15 protein-coding genes are annotated in these 15,716 nt (G+C 71.1%); 9 read left to right on the top strand and 6 right to left on the bottom strand.

Annotated elements, in window-relative coordinates; translation table 11 throughout:
• Positions 1–467 precede the first annotated feature (467 nt).
• Entirely contained in the window at positions 468–1,931 is a 1,464-nt protein-coding gene (locus tag HHX41_RS24745; RefSeq protein ID WP_182907902.1) for a hypothetical protein, read from the top strand.
• Here HHX41_RS24745 and HHX41_RS24740 read toward each other — a convergent pair.
• Genes HHX41_RS24740 through HHX41_RS24730 form a run of 3 tightly spaced genes read right to left on the bottom strand, consistent with a single transcriptional unit; the run spans position 1,915 to position 5,283 of the window.
• Positions 1,915–2,898, bottom strand: a complete 984-nt coding sequence (locus tag HHX41_RS24740; protein WP_182907901.1) for a phosphotriesterase — start codon at positions 2,896–2,898, stop codon at positions 1,915–1,917. The two genes, HHX41_RS24745 and HHX41_RS24740, sit on opposite strands and share 17 nt — an antisense overlap.
• Before the next feature lie 17 nt (positions 2,899–2,915).
• Positions 2,916–4,199: a cytochrome P450 gene (locus HHX41_RS24735; RefSeq protein WP_169984674.1), complete on the bottom strand. Its 1,284-nt coding sequence runs from the start codon at positions 4,197–4,199 to the stop codon at positions 2,916–2,918.
• Between the two features lie 43 nt (positions 4,200–4,242).
• On the bottom strand, positions 4,243–5,283 hold the full coding sequence (locus HHX41_RS24730) for a GlxA family transcriptional regulator (RefSeq protein ID WP_182907900.1): 1,041 nt from the start codon (positions 5,281–5,283) through the stop codon (positions 4,243–4,245).
• Between the two features lie 99 nt (positions 5,284–5,382).
• Between HHX41_RS24730 and HHX41_RS24725 the strand changes: the two genes are divergently transcribed.
• Together HHX41_RS24725 and HHX41_RS24720 are read left to right on the top strand one after the other, a co-directional pair.
• Entirely contained in the window at positions 5,383–5,787 is a 405-nt protein-coding gene (locus HHX41_RS24725; protein WP_182907899.1) for a hypothetical protein, read from the top strand.
• Between the two features lie 112 nt (positions 5,788–5,899).
• Positions 5,900–7,426: a long-chain fatty acid--CoA ligase gene (locus HHX41_RS24720; protein WP_182907898.1), complete on the top strand. Its 1,527-nt coding sequence runs from the start codon at positions 5,900–5,902 to the stop codon at positions 7,424–7,426.
• 10 nt (positions 7,427–7,436) lie between these two features.
• On the opposite strand, the gene HHX41_RS24715 is transcribed toward HHX41_RS24720, so the two are convergent.
• From HHX41_RS24715 to HHX41_RS24705, 3 genes are all read right to left on the bottom strand, one after another.
• Positions 7,437–8,693 carry a class I SAM-dependent methyltransferase gene (locus HHX41_RS24715; RefSeq protein ID WP_182907897.1) on the bottom strand — a complete coding sequence of 419 codons (1,257 nt, stop codon included), beginning with the start codon at positions 8,691–8,693 and terminating at the stop codon, positions 7,437–7,439.
• 25 nt (positions 8,694–8,718) lie between these two features.
• On the bottom strand, positions 8,719–10,089 hold the full coding sequence (locus HHX41_RS24710; protein WP_259401268.1) for an FAD-binding oxidoreductase: 1,371 nt from the start codon (positions 10,087–10,089) through the stop codon (positions 8,719–8,721).
• 186 nt (positions 10,090–10,275) lie between these two features.
• Positions 10,276–11,265 carry an NAD(P)-dependent oxidoreductase gene (locus HHX41_RS24705; RefSeq protein WP_182907896.1) on the bottom strand — a complete coding sequence of 330 codons (990 nt, stop codon included), beginning with the start codon at positions 11,263–11,265 and terminating at the stop codon, positions 10,276–10,278.
• Between the two features lie 74 nt (positions 11,266–11,339).
• On the opposite strand from HHX41_RS24705, the gene HHX41_RS24700 reads away from it, so the two are divergent.
• The 6 genes from HHX41_RS24700 to HHX41_RS24675 form a co-directional block, all read left to right on the top strand.
• Positions 11,340–12,458, top strand: coding sequence for a CaiB/BaiF CoA-transferase family protein (locus HHX41_RS24700; RefSeq protein WP_182907895.1), 1,119 nt, complete (start codon positions 11,340–11,342; stop codon positions 12,456–12,458).
• Between the two features lie 89 nt (positions 12,459–12,547).
• Entirely contained in the window at positions 12,548–13,195 is a 648-nt protein-coding gene (locus HHX41_RS24695) for a nitroreductase family protein (RefSeq protein ID WP_169984681.1), read from the top strand.
• A gap of 94 nt (positions 13,196–13,289) precedes the next feature.
• Positions 13,290–14,132: an ABC transporter ATP-binding protein gene (locus HHX41_RS24690; RefSeq protein WP_182907894.1), complete on the top strand. Its 843-nt coding sequence runs from the start codon at positions 13,290–13,292 to the stop codon at positions 14,130–14,132.
• Entirely contained in the window at positions 14,129–14,917 is a 789-nt protein-coding gene (locus HHX41_RS24685) for an ABC transporter permease (protein WP_182907893.1), read from the top strand. Before HHX41_RS24690 ends, HHX41_RS24685 begins: the two co-directional genes overlap by 4 nt.
• 30 nt (positions 14,918–14,947) lie before the next feature.
• Positions 14,948–15,181, top strand: coding sequence for a helix-turn-helix transcriptional regulator (locus HHX41_RS24680; protein ID WP_076434397.1), 234 nt, complete (start codon positions 14,948–14,950; stop codon positions 15,179–15,181).
• The coding region (locus HHX41_RS24675; protein ID WP_182907892.1) for a hypothetical protein at positions 15,178–15,716 on the top strand (539 nt) is incomplete at its 3' end. The genes HHX41_RS24680 and HHX41_RS24675, both read left to right, overlap by 4 nt.

The following is a 15,716-nucleotide window of genomic DNA, read 5'->3' as shown; positions in this document are numbered from 1 at the left end:
TTACCGCTCCGGCCCTCCGCCGGCCCGGTTCTTCGACCCCGGGAGGGGAGGGCGGCCCGCGCTCTCACACTCCCGGTGTGAGGCGGCTGCCTGCGCAGCAGGGTGCGGCACGCGTGTCAAGCGTAGCGCAGACCGCAAGTGAGTCGCCGATCGCTCTTGTGCCCCTCCCGCCGATCTTCGCCCCGTCCGGGCGAATCTCGTCGGTCGCGGCGCTCACTCGCTGACCCCGTCTGTCAGAGTGTGATATCCGATGGTGATAGTTCCGTTGTGGGCTCTTATGTCCATTCCCCTACTGTGCTGCCGTGGCCAACTCATATCCGCCCGCGGATCTGCCGATGCAGGACCCGCCCACCGACCCCACGGGTGAGCAGTTCCGCGAGGCATTCCGCGGTTTCGCTGCGGCAGCCCCCGGCTCGCATGAGATCATGCCAGGCACCCCCAATTCGGGCATGATCTCGGGAGGTACCGTGCCCACGGACCGCAGCGAACACCAGCGGGAACCGGCGTGGCCGGAGATCCCGCCGGCGTGGCCCGAGATGCCTCCGCCCTCCTCCTTCACCCCCTCCGTCCGGTCCTTCGTCGAGGGAACGCCGCAGCAGTCCCCGGACGCCGCCGCGACCATGGCGGGCTCGCTTCCCGGTGCGGCTCCCCGGCAGCCCGTCCCCGCCTTCGGCGAGCCCGATCCGCCCCGGCCCGCTCCTCCCTTCGGCGGCCCGGAGGCCTTCGCCGGCCACCCGCAGGCCGGCGGGAACCCGCAGGCCGGCCCGCACACGCAGCCCGGCGGGCCTGCGGCTTTCGGCAACCCCGCGGCTTTCGGCAATCCCGCGCAGCCCGGCGGCCCCGCGCCCGTGTACGGCATGCCGGGCCCCGCCCAGAGCCACGATCAGAACCCCGGTCAGAGCCACGGTCACGGCCACGACCGCGGTCGGTCGGGCCCCCACGAGGCGACGTTCCCGGGAGGCACGGACCGCGCGCAGCCCTCCTCTCCGTTCACCCCCTCGGTCCGCGCGTTCGCCGAGTCCGCCCCGCCCTCCGCCACCGCGCCTCCGCCCCCGCCGCAGCCGGAGGATCCGTACCGGCCGTTCGTGACGGCGGGGCAGATCAGTGGGCCGAAGACGCCTCCCGCGCACCGGCAGCAGGAGCTGTGGAACACGGTGTTCGGGGAGAACTACCGGGCCATCGACGAGTACGAGGAGGACGAGCCCGGCCGGCCGGTCTGGCTGTACGCGCTGGTGGCCTCGGTCGTCGCCGCGCTGGTCGGGGTGCTCGTGTGGGCCTTCGCCGCCGGGCCGCTCAGCTCCGGCGACACGGCCGAGGCGGCGACGTCCGCGAAGCCCTCCCCCGCCAAATCCGCCGCCACGGCCAAACCGCAGGCGCAGGTCCCGCGGCTGCCCGTCTACAAGGGCCAGGCCTCGCCCGTGAACGGCGTGGTCACCGACACCGCCGCCGGGATCACGCTGCCCAGGCTCGGCGGCCCCTGGCAGGCGGACGCCGACCCGGCTCAGATCAAGGCGACGTACGGCTTCACCAGCAGGCAGTACGTGCCCGCCGGCATGACCACCAAGGGCAAGCGGGAGTTCGCCCTGGTGATGTCGGGCCGGCTGGCGCAGTCGCTGGCCGTGAAGTACACCACGCCCGACAACCTGGGCCCGGTCGTGAGCGCGGTGATGTTCCGGGCGCGGCAGACCCAGTTCCCCAAGGACAACAAGGTCACCAAGGTCGCCCAGCAGCGCCTGGCGCGCAACGGCCTCACCGGCCTGACGGCCGCGTACAAGGTGACCGCCGACGGCGCGACCACCACGGTCGTGATCGCGGCCGTGAACACCGGCGCCGACCTGCCCGCGATCGTCTACATGGCCGTGCCGCAGCTCAAGGACGACCTGCTTCCCGACGTCAACACGGTCTTCCGGTCGATCAAGCCCATCGGCTGAAGTAGCGCCGGGGGGTGTCCACCAGCATCTGCCGGATCTGGTCGTCGCCCACCCCGCGCTCGCGCAGGGCCGGCAGCACGTCGTCGTGGATGTGGTCGTACCGCCAGTTCGGCGTCACCTGCATGACCTGGTCCCACGCCCCGCCGAAGTAGTCCATGAAGCACGCCGCGTCGTGGCTCAGCACCATGCGGTCGGCGTAGCCGCGCTCGCACAGCGCCGCGATCGTCTCCACACGCGCGGGCGTGGGGTTGTAGAGGTCCAGGCCGAAGCGGTCCATGCCCAGGATCGCGCCGGTGTCGGCCAGGCGCATGAGGTAGTCGAGGTCGTTGGAGTCTCCGGCGTGGCCGATCACGATCGCCCGCGGGTCCACGCCCTCCGCGACGAGAAGGTCGAGCGCTGCGAGGCCGCTGCGGGCCGCGGCGTTGGTGTGCACGGTGATGGGCGCGCCGGTTCGCAGGTGGGTCCGCGCCACGGCTCGGCAGATCCGCTCGACGCCGGGGGTGAGCCCCTGCTGCTCGACCACGCACTTGAGGAACGCCGCCTTCACCCCGGTGTCGGCGATCCCCTCGGTGATGTCCCGGACGAAGTCGTCCACCATCGGCTCGGGCATGTCCATGACGAGGCCCGGCCCGCGCATCTCGTACTGGTGCGGCACGCTCTCGAACATGTACAGGCCGGTGGCCACGATGATGTTGAGTCCCGGCACCTCGGCGGCGATCCGCTGCACCCTGGGGATGTAGCGGCCGAGTCCCCAGACGGTGGGGTCGACGATCGTCGTGACTCCCTTGGCCACCAGCGACCGGAGCTTGGCGACCGCGTCGGCGACCCGGGTCTCCTCGTCCCACCACACGCCCCGGCCGTAGTTGTCCAGATGCTCGGTCGCGAGCACGAAGACGTGCTCGTGCATGAGCGTCTCGCCGAGGTCGTCCACGTCGACGGGGCCGCCGACGGTGTTCACAGTGGCCATGCGGGCACCGCCGGGGGTCAGAAGTCGCAGGTCATGTGCTTGATGCCGTTGATGAAGCTGGACAGCAGGCGCTCCGGCTCGCCCGCCTCGATCTGGGGGATCCGCCGCATCAGCTCGCGGAACATCGCGGTGATCTCGCGGCGGGCCAGGTGCGCGCCGAGGCAGAAATGGGGACCCGGGCCGCCGAAGCCGACGTGCGGGTTGGGGTCGCGCCGGATGTCGAAGCGCAGCGGGTCGTCGAACACCCGCTCGTCGCGGTTGGCGGCCCAGTAGTACAGCAGGACCTTCTCGCCCCTGCGGTAGAGGTTGCCGTTCATCTCGTGGTCGCGGGTGACCTTGCGGCGCATGTAGTTGACCGGCGCGGCCAGCCGGACGATCTCCTCGATGGCGCGCGGTGCCCGGCCCTCGAAGTCCTCCAGCCACAGCCGCCGCTGCTCGGGGTTGAGGGTGAGCAGGCGCATGCCGTGCGAGATGGCGTTGCGGGTGGTCTCGTTGCCCGCCACGACGAGCAGGATGAAGAACGAGCCGAGCTCCTGCGCGGTCAGCCGCTCCCCGTCGATGTTGGCGTTCACCAGGGACGAGGTGAGGTCGTCGGTGGGCGTCTCCATTCGCAGCGCGGCCAGGTCCTGGACGAGCTGCTGCAGCTCCATCCCCGCGGTGAGCAGCGCGTGGGCGATGTCCTCGCGGTCGCTGACGTACTCGGGGTCGGTGGCGCCGAGGACGATGTTCGAGCGGTCGAAGACGAACTGGTAGTCCTTCTCCGCGATGCCCATCATGTCGCAGATGATCTTCAGCGGCAGCTTCGCGGCCACCTCGGTGACGAAGTCGCAGCCCGGGCCGGTCTCCAGCAACTCGTCGACGATGCGCGTGGCGGCGGCGTCCACGTCGGACTCGAACTGCTTGATCATCCTCGGCGTGAAGGCGCGCGAGACGATCCGCCGCAGCCGCGCGTGGCGCGGGTCGTCCATGTTGATCATCGAGCCGAAGTACTCGGCGAACTCCGCCGGCAGGTCCGGGATGTTGGTGGCCCCGCCGTCGCCCGAGCAGAAGATCTCCGGGTTGCGGCTGGCCTCCAGGATGTCGGCGTGCCGGACGAGCGCGTGGTAACCCGGCCCGGTGGCGCCGGCGAAGCCGAACTCCGGCTCGGGGAAGAAGGCGGGCTTGTCCAGGTCGCGCAGCAGCCGGAAGGCGTGTTCCCGCTCCGCGTCGGGGCGGCCCCAGAAGTTCCAGTCGTTCAGGTCGATGTCCGCGGCCGAGGTGATGGGCGTGCGCTCCGCGGGCTCCGTCGGCTGTGTCGTCATGGAGAGGCCGGCCCTTCCGAGTGACTAGAACCATATTCGGTCGTCAGTCTGCCACACTCCCCGGCCCAACCACAGGGGCCTGTTCGGGCGGGGAAGGCGGATCGTCGGCGAAGGAGGACGGCAGCGCGGTCGCCTGGGTCAGGCGGTAGCGCGAGGGCGGGACGCCGTACAGGTCGACGAACGCCTGGCGGAGGGCCTCGGCCGTCCCGAAGCCGCAGCGCGCCGCGACGGCGGCCATGGGCAGCGAGGTGGAGGCGAGCAGGTGGGCGGCGGCCTCGGTGCGGGCCCGGCGGACGAACCGGCCCGGCGTCTGCCCCGTGTGTTTGAGGAACAGCCGGGTCAGGTGGCGCTCGCTCACGCCCGCACCGGCCGCCAGGGCGGCGGTGGACAGGTCGGCGCCCGGATGGCCGGTGATGTGGTCGACGACCCGCTTGACCAGGCCGTCGCCGGGCGGCGGGCCCTCGGTGAACATGCTCATCTGCGCCTGGTTGCCGGGTCGCTGCAGGTAGGTCACCAGGTTGCGGGCCACCTGCCTGGCGAGGGCGGGGCCGTTGTCCTCCTCGATGAAGGCGAGGGTCACGTCCAGCGCGCTGGTGACGCCGGCGGCGGTGGTGACGTTGCCGTCGCGGATGAAGATCGGGCGGGCGTCGACGGCGATCTCCGGGTGGCGGGCGGCGAGCGTGTGCGCGAACTGCCAGTGCGTGGTGGCGCGCCGCCCGTCGAGCAGGCCGGCGGCGGCGAGCACCGCCGCGCCCGTGCACACCGACGCGACGCGGCGGCTCTCCCGCGCCAGCCGCCGCACGTGGCCGACGATCACCCGGTTGGCGGCCGCCTCCTCGTGCCCGATCCCGCCCGAGACGAGGAGCGTGTCCAGCGGCCCGGTGACGCGTTCGAGCGCCTGCTGCCCCTGCAGCGTCAGCCCGCTGCCGCAGGTGACGGGCAGGCCCGACGGGGTGGCCAGGCACACGTCGTAGCACGGGGACGCGCCGTAGGCGTTCGCCATGATCAGCGTCGACGTCACGCAGGCGATGTCGACGAGCTCCGCCGCGTGGTATCCGACCACGACCATGCGCCGCTGGGTCATGACACGACTGTAGGCCGGACGGACGGGGAGCCCAAGATTCCGGACCTGTCCCCGTCTCCCTCCTTGGCGCGCCCCGGGGCCGACCGGACAGTTGAGCCCATGACGCACACGACGCCTGAAAGACACGCCGCGCGGCGCTGGGGCCGTTTCGCCCTGCACTACCTCGAGATGATCGTCGCCATGTTCGCCGGGATGTTCGCGCTCGGCCTGCTGTGGTCCGCCCTGGGGATCGATCCCTCGTACGCACGCGACCCCGAGATCGCCTATCTGCTGATGGCGTTCGACATGTCGGCCGGCATGGCGGCCTGGATGCGTGTGCGCGGCCACGCCTGGGCCCCGGCCCTGGAGATGTGCGGCGCGATGTTCGCCCCGGTCGTGCCGCTGTTCCCGGTGCTGTGGCTGGGCCTGATCGACGGCATGGCCCTGATGGTCGCGGCCCACGTCGCGATGTTCCCGCTGATGCTGGCGGCCATGCTGCGGCGCCGCGACGAGTACGCCCATTGAGGGCCGGAGCAGCCCGGATAACCGGCCCCCCAAAATACGCCCTCCGAGCCGTTACGCTGAGGTACCTACCGGTAGGTATGGACCGAGGGTCCGACAGAAGAGGGAGCGGCAGATGCTCAACCTGGCCGTCGTGCTGGAAGACACCGCACGAGACACGCCCGACGCCACAGCGGTCGTCTTCGGAGACCTCCGCCTGCCGTACTCGCTCGTGAACACCATCGCCAACCAGGTCGCCAACCTGCTCGTCTCGCGCGGCATCGGCAGGGGTGACAAGGTCGCGCTGGCCTGCCCCAACCTGCCGTACTTCCCGTTCGTCTACTACGGGATCCTCAAGGCGGGCGCGACCGTCGTCCCGCTGAACGTGCTGCTGCAGACCAGGGAGATCGCCTATCACCTGAACGACTCCGACGCCAAGGCCTTCTTCTGCTTCGAGGGCTCACCGGAACTGCCGCTGGGCGAGCGGGGCCGGGCCGGTTTCGCCGAGACCGAGATCACCGAGCACTTCTTCGTACTGCCGGCCACGCCGTTCGCGACCGAGTCCGAGTTGGGCGAGACGCTCTGGGCCGCCCTCGACGGGGTGTCCGGCGAGTTCGAGACCGTGCAGACCTCCGCCGAGGACACTGCGGTGATCCTCTACACCAGCGGCACCACCGGCCAGCCGAAGGGCGCCGAGCTCACCCACCAGAACATGGTCATGAACGCCGTCGTCAGCGACGAGATGTTCCCCCGGCAGGCCCGGAACGCCTATCTCGTCACGCTGCCGCTGTTCCACTCCTTCGGCCAGACCGTGTTGCTGAACGCCGGTTTCCGGCGCCGCGGCACGCTCGTGCTGATGCCGCGCTTCGAGCCGGTCGAGGCCCTCGCGCTGATGAAGCGGGAGGAGGTCACGCTGTTCGCCGGCGTGCCGACCATGTACTGGGCGATGCTCACCGCGGTGCAGACCGGGGCCGCCGAGGTGCCGTCGTCGCTGGTCACGGCGGTCTCCGGCGGCGCCGCGCTGCCGGTGGAGGTGCTCAAGGAATTCAACGCGACGTTCGGCGTGGACATCCTGGAGGGCTACGGCCTGTCGGAGACCTCGCCGGTGGCGTCGTTCAACCAGCCCGGCAGGCCCGCCAAGGCCGGCTCGATCGGCACCCCGGTCTGGGGCGTGGAGATGAAGCTGGTCGACGCCGGCTGGAACACGGCCGACGACGTCGGCGAGATCGCCATCCGCGGGCACAACATCATGAAGGGCTACTACAACCGGCCCGAGGCGACCGCCGAGGTGATGAAGGACGGCTGGTTCCGCACCGGCGACGTGGCCCGCCGCGACGAGGACGGCTACTACTTCATCGTCGACCGGGCCAAGGACATGATCATCCGAGGTGGCTTCAACGTGTACCCCCGGGAGATCGAGGAGGTCCTCATGACCCACCCGGCCGTCTCGCTCGCCGCGGTCGTCGGGGTGGCCCACGACTCCCACGGCGAGGAGATCAAGGCGTACGTGATCCGCAAGCCCGGCGCCACGACCACCGAGGAGGAACTGGTGGCCTGGTGCAGGGAGACGATGGCGGCCTACAAGTACCCGCGGATCGTGGAGTTCCGCGAGTCCCTGCCGATGACCGCCACCGGCAAGATCCTCAAGCGCGAGCTGCGGTAATAACGAGTGCCTACGGCCAGTCGAGGGACGGGCGCAGCGCGACGTGCGACCGTCCCTCGTCGAGCCGGACGCCGAGCACCTGGTGGAGCTGCACCTTGTTGCGCTCGAACCCGACGACGCAACCGGCCATGTAGAGCCGCCAGACCCGGGCGGTGCCCTGGCCGACCTCCTCGACCGCCTCGTCCCAGTGGGCGTCGAGGTTCTTGCACCATTCGCGCAGCGTCAGCGCGTAGTGCTCGCGCAGGTTCTCCTCGTGGCGGACCTCGAACCCGGTGTCCTCCATCTGGCGGATCAGGTAGCCCACCGACTCCAGCTCGCCGTCGGGGAAGACGTAGCGGTTGATGAAACCACCCTTGTTCAGGGTCTTCTCAGTGCTCGTCGGGCGGGTGATGCAGTGGTTGAGCAGGCGCCCGCCCGGTTTCAGCTTGCCGTACAGGAAGGAGAAGTAGGACGGGAGGTTGTCCTTGCCGATGTGCTCGGTCAGGCCGATCGAGCTGACCCGGTCGAAACCGGTTTCCGCGACGTCGCGGTAGTCCATGTGACGGACCTCGGCGAGTTCCGACAGCCCGGCCTCCGCGATGGCCTTCTGCGCCCACTCGGCCTGCTGGCGCGACAGCGTGACGCCGAGGCCCTTGACGCCGTACTCCTTGGCCGCGTGCATGACCATGCCGCCCCAGCCGCAGCCGACGTCGAGCAGGCGCATGCCGGGCTTGAGGTCGAGCTTCTTGGCGACCAGGTCGAACTTCGTGTACTGCGCCTCCTCCAGCGTCGCGTCCGGCCGTGGGAACGTCGCGCAGGTGTACGCCATGGAGGGGCCGAGCACCCACTCGTAGAAGCGGTTCGAGACGTCGTAGTGGTGATGGATCACCTCGGCGTCGCGCTGCTTGGCGTGCCTGCTGCCCAGCTTGGCCAGAGTGCTCTGCCGCGCCTCCTGCGGCGGGGGCGGGACGCGCATCAGCAGCGGCTTGAGCCCGAGCGAGCGGACTGCGGCGATCTTCTCGCTCAGCGGCAGGTCGTTGATCGTCAGCGACCACATCCGGTCGAGCAGGGTGTACATGTCACCGTGCACGTCGATGTGCCCGGAGATGTACGCACGGGCGAGGCCGAGTTCCCCCGGCGCCTGCGCGAGGTAGGCCACCGCCGCCGGCGACTTCACCTCGATCCGGACTTCCGCCCCCAAGGATCCGGCCTTGCTGCCGTCGTAGGCGACGAACTCGACGCCTGCGTCAGGACCGACGATCTTCTCAAAGATCTCCGCAAGAGTCATTGCACCTCTCCCGACGTTTCGACGCCTACCTGCCCCTGACGCACTTGTCATAGAGGTCAAGCAGCCGGCCACCCGGGTCGTAGGCGCCTTTGACCGGCCAGTAAGCGTCTCCGTTGTAGAGCCGCCAGAACTCCTCACGCTCATAGAAAGAGGTGGAGTACAGCGACTTGTGGCCGTCGAGCGAGTGCACCGCCCGCTCGATCAGCCGGTTGTAGTACCCGTCGTACTGACCGCGCGGCAGCGGCACCATGCCCCAGAAGCCGAAGTTCACGTACAGACGGCCGGGCTCCAGGGGGTAGAGCGACCACCGGCCGGTCGCCTTGAGCGGGCACATCCACACCGGGGTCATGCCGACCCTGTCGTGGAAGACCTCCAGGAACTCGGCGCCGCGTTCGACCGGCACCTCGACGTCCTGGATCACCGACTCGTGCACCGGGTTGTTCCGCCAGCGGTCGACGCGGGCGGTCACGCCGTACCTCTGGTCGAGGCCGACGAGCTTGCGGTAGACGTCCGAGCGCAGGTAGCGGCGCGGCAGGAGCGAGCGGACCAGCGGCTGCTGCACGCCGAAGGCGCGCGAGCACCAGAACCAGTCGGTGTCCCAGCGCCACAGGTAGTCGCGCACGGTCAGCCAGTCGCGGACACGGCTGCGGATCGACTGGTAGTAGATCCGCATACCGGTGTAGTCGGACGTGTAGGGCGCCCGGTCGGAGAACGAGCCCACCGTGATGTACAGCTCTTCCGGGCCGAAGAACGTGCCGTCGACGAAGTCGACCTGCTCGCCGTCGTGCTCGCGGCTCTCGCAGATCTCCTGCATGGCGAGCATGCACTTGTCGGCGTCGCCGAAGCGGATGTGCGTCAGCTTGACGTACGGCTTCACCCGGGCCAGCTTGATGCGGATCCGCAGGGCGTAGCCGAGCGTGCCGTAGGAGTTGGGGAACGCCCGGAACAGGTCCGCGTGCTCGTTGTCGGCCCGGGCCACCACGATCCGCCCGTCGCCGGTGAGGATCTCCAACTCCTCGACCGACTCGTGCGGCAGCCCGTCCTTGAAGCTCGTCGACTCGATGCCGAGGCCGGTGACCGCGCCGCCCAGCGTGATCGTCTTGAGCTGTGGCACGACGTACGGCATGAGCCCGTACGGCAGCGTCGCGTCCACGAGGTTCTCGTACGTGGTCATGCCCTGGACCTCGGCCGTCATGGTCACCGGGTCCACGTGGATGACCTGGTCCAGATCGCGGGCGGACAGCGAGGCCGTCTTGGCCGGCGTACGGAAGCGGAACAGGTTCGTCGTGGCCTTGGCCAGCCGTGGCGCCGCGTCCGCGGGAATCGCGGCGTAGGAGTCCCTGATCTGCTCGACGGCCTTGTTATGGGCGGTCATACTGGCCGTGCGCTCTGGCATGACACCACCCCCATGGATCGTAGAGATCGCTTTCTTGGCACGCTATCCCTGGAGGGGATCGCAGACCAGAGTAGACACGTTACGCCCGCGAAAACTATCCGGTGTTCTCACGGCGGCCCACCGGCGTAGATCGTATCTTGCCCCTTTACATCGCCCCCGCCGCCCCTGGTGTAACTGTGGAAACCGTCAGGACCTGGGCGGACGCCGACGCACGAGCGGGTCCGCGCCGTTCACCACGTTGACGACGGGACGGCCCTCGATCGCCGCGGTGAGGTTGTCCAGCACGCACCGGATCAGCCGCGTCGTCGCCTCGGGCGTGACCCCGGCCGCGTGCGGCGACAGCAGGACCCTCGGGCAGGAGCGCAGCGGGTCGTCCGGCGGCGGGGGCTCGCTGTCGTACACGTCGAGCGCCGCGCCGGCGAGGTGGCCGGACTCCAGCGCGGCCAGCAGCGCCGCCTGGTCCACCACCCCGCCGCGGGCCGCGTTGACCAGCACCGACCCCCTGGGCATGCGCCCGATCCTGGCGGCGTCGATCAGCCCGCGGGTCTCCGGCGCGAGCGGCACGGCCAGGACCAGCACGTCGCTGCCCGCGGCCAGCGCGTCGAGGTCCAGGTAGGCCGCGCCGTACGACTCGGGCTTGGGCGTGCGCGACCAGTAGGAGACCCGGCAGCCGAGCGCGCCGAACAGGCGGGCGCAGGCCGCGCCGATCGGTCCGAAGCCGGCCACTCCCACACGGCATCCGGCGAGCTCGCGGCGCTGGTAGGCGAACTGCGGCCACTCCCCCGCCCGCATGTCCCTGTCGCCGTCCGCGAGGTGGCGCAGCAGCGCCAGCGCGGCGGCCAGGCACCATTCGGCGACCGCGGCGGCGTTCACCCCGGCGGTGTTGGCGAGGGGCACCCCGGCTCGGGCCAGCGCCTCCAGGTCGTGCCCGTCCACTCCGACGGACGGCTGCTGCACGAACGCCAGGCGCGGCGCCAGCCGTACGGCCCGCGCGTCGAGGGCCAGGGCGCCGCTCCAGTCGCCGACGACGATCTCGGCGTCCGGCAGCGCCTCGAGCAGCGATTCGCGGTCGCGCCGGGCGGGGACGCGCACCTCGGCGCGCCCGTCGAGGTCGGCGAGCAGGCCGCGCACCGCGTCCTCGGGGAGCGGCGGCAGCGCGAGAACATTCCACGTCACGGGCGCAGTCTCGCACGTCTCCAGAAACATGTTCTACTGTCGCGTGAAGTGATGCCGCGTTGAGGAGGGTTCGGATGGACGAGTCGCGGGGACCGCTGGCGGGGGTCCGCGTGCTGGAGCTGGCCGGCCTCGCGCCCGGGCCGTTCGCCGGGATGATGCTCGCCGACCACGGCGCCGAGGTGCTGCGGATCGACCGGGTGAAGGCCGTGAGCGACACCCCGCGCCGCGACGTGATGGACCGCGGCAAGCGCACGATCGGCCTCGACCTGAAGTCGCCCGAGGGCGTCGCCGCGTTCAGACGACTGGCCGAGCGGGCCGACGTGGTGATCGAGGTGTTCCGGCCCGGGGTCGCCGAACGGCTCGGGATCGGGCCCGCCGACCTCCACGCGGTCAACGGGCGGCTGGTCTACGGCCGGATGACCGGCTGGGGCCAGGACGGCCCGCTCGCCTCCACGGCCGGGCACGACATCGACTACATCGCGATCGCCGGGGCGCTGTCGATGCTGGGCCGCGAGGGCGGCAAGCCGACCCCGCCGATCAACATCCTCGGCGACTTCGCCGGCGGCGGGCTCATGCTGGCCTACGGCGTGCTGCTGGCCCTGCTGGAGCGGGAGCGCACCGGCCGGGGCCGCGTGGTGGACGCGGCGATGGTCGACGGCGCGGCGCTGCTGCTGTCGATGTTCTACGGCGCGGTGCACGGCGGCCACTGGGGTCCGCGCGGCACCAACCTCCTCGACACCGGCGCCCCCATGTACGACACCTACGAGACGGCCGACGGCGGCTTCCTCGCCGTGGGCGCGCTGGAGCCGCAGTTCTGGGCGAAGATGCTCGCCCGGATGGGCATCGACGACATGCCCGACCGCGACGACCGGGCGAACTGGCCGGCCGTCCGGGAGCGGCTGACCGAGGCGTTCCGGTCGCGTACGCGGGCCGAGTGGGAGGCGGTCTTCGAGGGCTCCGACGCCTGCGTGTCCCCGGTGCTCGACCCGCGCGAGGCCGCAAGGCACCCGCACAACCGGGCGCGCGGCACGTTCGTGGAGGTCGGCGGGCTGCCGCAGGCGGCGCCCGCGCCCCGGCTGGTCGGCGCGCCGCGCGGCGACCTGTCCCCCGCCACCCGGCTGCGGGACCTGAGCTCCTGGGGCCTGCCCGACGACGAGGCGAAGGCCCTGCGCGCCGCCGGCGTGCTGGCCTGACCGTGCCGGCCTGACCGTGCCGGCCTGACCGTGCCGGCCTGACCGTGCCGGTTTCTATCGTGCTGACAGAACGAGGAGTCCCCCCGCACATGGACGTTTTCGAAGCCCTCTACACGACCCGTGCCATGCGGCGGGTCAAGCCCGACCCGATCCCCGCGGAGGTCCAGGAACGCATCCTGGACGCCGCGGTCCGCGCCCCCAGCGCCGGCAACACCCAGGGCTGGCGCTTCCTGCTGGTGGACGACCCGGAGGTGAAGTCCCAGCTGGGGCCGCTGTACCGGGACGCGCTCGGCAGGCTGTTCGAGGGGCACTACAAGCCGATGCGCGAGCGGGCCGAGGCGACCGGCGACACCGGCACGCTCAACGTGCTGCGCTCGGCCCAGCATCTGGCCGACAACTTCGAGTCCTATCCCCTGCTCATGTTCGCCTTCACCCGCAACGACCCCGGCGGCGGCTCCATCTACCCCTCGGTGTGGAGCGCCCAGCTCGCCGCCCGGGCCTTCGGCGTGGGCAGCGCGCTGACGTCCGTGCTGGGACTGTTCCACGGCGCGGAGACGATGCGGATCCTCGGTGTGCCCGAGGGCAAGGGCTGGCAGGTGGCGTGCATGGTTACCTTCGGCTACCCGACCGGCCGCTGGGGGGTGGCCCCGCGCCGGCCCGCCCACGAGGTCGCCTACCGCAACCGCTGGGGCGACCCGGTCGGCTTCGAGATCCCCGAGCCTCTCTGGACGCCCTGAGCGATCATCGACACGCCCTCTGATGCAGCAGCTCTTGTTTCATATGTAGTACACCTACTACATTCGAGAGCAAGGCTGCTTCATTGGAGGGCGTATGAACGATGTCGTCATCCGCGTACGCGGGCTACGCATGGCGTACGGATCCGTCCGGGTGCTGGAGGGGGTCGATCTCGACCTGCGGCGCGGCGAGGTGTTCACGCTCCTGGGGCCCAACGGCGCCGGCAAGACCACCCTCGTCGAGATCCTGGAGGGCTTCAGGACCGGCTGGACCGGCGAGGTGAGCGTGCTCGGGGAGAACCCTGCACGGGCCGGCGACGCCTGGCGGGCGCGGCTCGGGGTGGTGCTCCAGTCGTGGCGCGACCACCCGCGCTGGCGGGTGCGCGACCTGCTCCGCCACGTCGCCGCGCACTACGACGACCCCCGCGACGTCGACGACCTGCTGGCCGTGCTCGGCCTCACCGAGTCGGCGGACGTCCGGGCCGCCGTGCTGTCCGGGGGCCAGCGGCGGCGGCTCGACGTGGCGCTCGGCATCGTCGGGCGGCCGGAGGTGCTGTTCCTGGACGAGCCGACGACCGGGTTCGATCCCGAGGCCCGGCGCGAGTTCCATCTGCTGATCGAGCGGCTGGCGGCCGAGGAGGGGCTGACCGTGCTGCTCACCACCCATGACCTGGCCGAGGCCGAACGGCTGTCCGGGCGGATCGCCGTGCTGGTGGCCGGGCGGGTGCTCACCTGCGGCAGCCCGGCCGAGCTCGCGCGAGCCGTACAGGCGCCGTCGCGGGTGCGCTGGGCGGAGGGCGAACTGGAGACCGACGACCCGTCCGGGGTGGCCTGGGAACTGCACCGGCGGTACGGAGGCCCGGTCCCCGGGCTGGAGATCCGGCGGCCGACGCTGGAGGAGAGCTACCTGGACCTCATCGAGGAGGCGAGGACCCGATGAACGCGACGATGCTGGGACTGCGGCGGGGCTGGATCGAGCAGCTCAACCAGTGGAGCGACCGCAAGGAGCTGTTCAACGCCGTCGCGGGGAGCGTCGTCACCTACGGGCTGCTCATCCTCTGGATCGGCGACACTCCGGTCGGGGGCACGACCGTCACCGCGGGGACGTTCATGACGCCGGGCTTCATCGCGTTCGCGATCTTCACGACCGGGCTGACGGCGCTGCCCATGCTGATCGCCGCGGACCGGGAGGAGGGGACGCTGCTGCGGGCGCGCACGCTGCCCCGGGGCATCCGGGTCTACCTGGTCGGCCGCGCCACCACGGTGCTGCTCACGATCCTCGTCAACGTCGCCCTGGTCCTGGCGTTCGCGATCCCGCTGGCCGGGGTCCCGGCGCCGGCGACTCCCGCGCGCTGGTTCACCCTCGCCTGGGTCGTCGTGCTCGGCACGCTGGCCGTCGTGCCGGTGGGCGCGGTCATCGGCAGCCTGCTGCCCGGCCCGAAGGCGGGCGCCATGCTCGCCCTGCCGGCGATGCTCCTGATGGTCGTCTCCGGGGTGATGCTGCCGCTGGAGACGCTGCCCGACCTGGTGCGCCGCATCGCCGAGGTGTTCCCGCTCTACTGGCAGGCGCTCGGGCTGCGCGCGGCGCTCCTGCCCGACTCGGTCCTCGCGACCGAGGTCGCGCACGTGTGGCGGCTGGGCCAGGCGGCCACCGTGCTGGGCGCGTGGGCCGTCGGCGGTATGGTTCTAGCCCCCTGGTTGCTGCGCCGGGTCCGCGGAAGGTGAGCGGTCCCGTGGGCCCGACGGAGGTGAGACGTGGCCGAGGAGCCGGTGTTCAACCGCATCGCGGTGCTGAGGGCCGACCGCGGCGTCTCACGCCGGGACCTGGCCGCCGCGCTCGGGGTGCACTACCAGACGGTGGGCTACCTGGAGCGCGGCGAGTACAGCCCGAGTCTCCACCTGGCCCTGCGGATCGCGGAGTTCTTCGAGGTGCCGGTGGAGGTCGTCTTCTCCCTCAAGCCGTTTCCCAAGCTGGGGAGCACGTCGTGAGCGTGCGCGAGCGCTGGAACCGCCACATGGCCCGGGCGATGGAGCAGGACCGCCTCGTGCCGCTGCACCGCACCCGGCGGCGGCGCCGCCTGCTCGTCGTGGCGGGCGCGGCCAGCGTGCTGCTGCTGTGGGCGGACGCCGCGGTGTCGTGGGCGATCGCCCCGAGCGACGCCGCCGTCCGGGTCAACCTCGTGCTGCTGGTCGTCATGCTGGCGATCTGCATCCCGGTCGTGTCCGCCCTCAACAGCGCCACCCGCGGGCTCGCCTCGCTGCCGGAGAGCCACCTCGACGAGCGGCAGATCACCGAAAGGCTCCGGGCCCACACGTACGCCAACACGGCGATGCGGCTCATCCTGGGCGGCCTGGCGGCGTTCGTCGTGGTCGCGATGTGGGATGAGGGAGAGAAGGCGCACATCCCCGGCGCCGCCGTCTTCCTCGGCGTCTTCGCCCTGTGGTGGACCCACTTCCTGCTGCCGCTGCTGGTCGCCGGGTGGCGGCTGCCCGACCCGCCGCCGGACGACGACCTCGACGACGA

Origin of the sequence: Microbispora sp. H13382, from assembly GCF_014161445.1 — a bacterium.
Classification (GTDB): Bacteria; Actinomycetota; Actinomycetes; order Streptosporangiales; family Streptosporangiaceae; genus Microbispora.
This window is presented reverse-complemented; position numbering and strand designations above follow the sequence as displayed.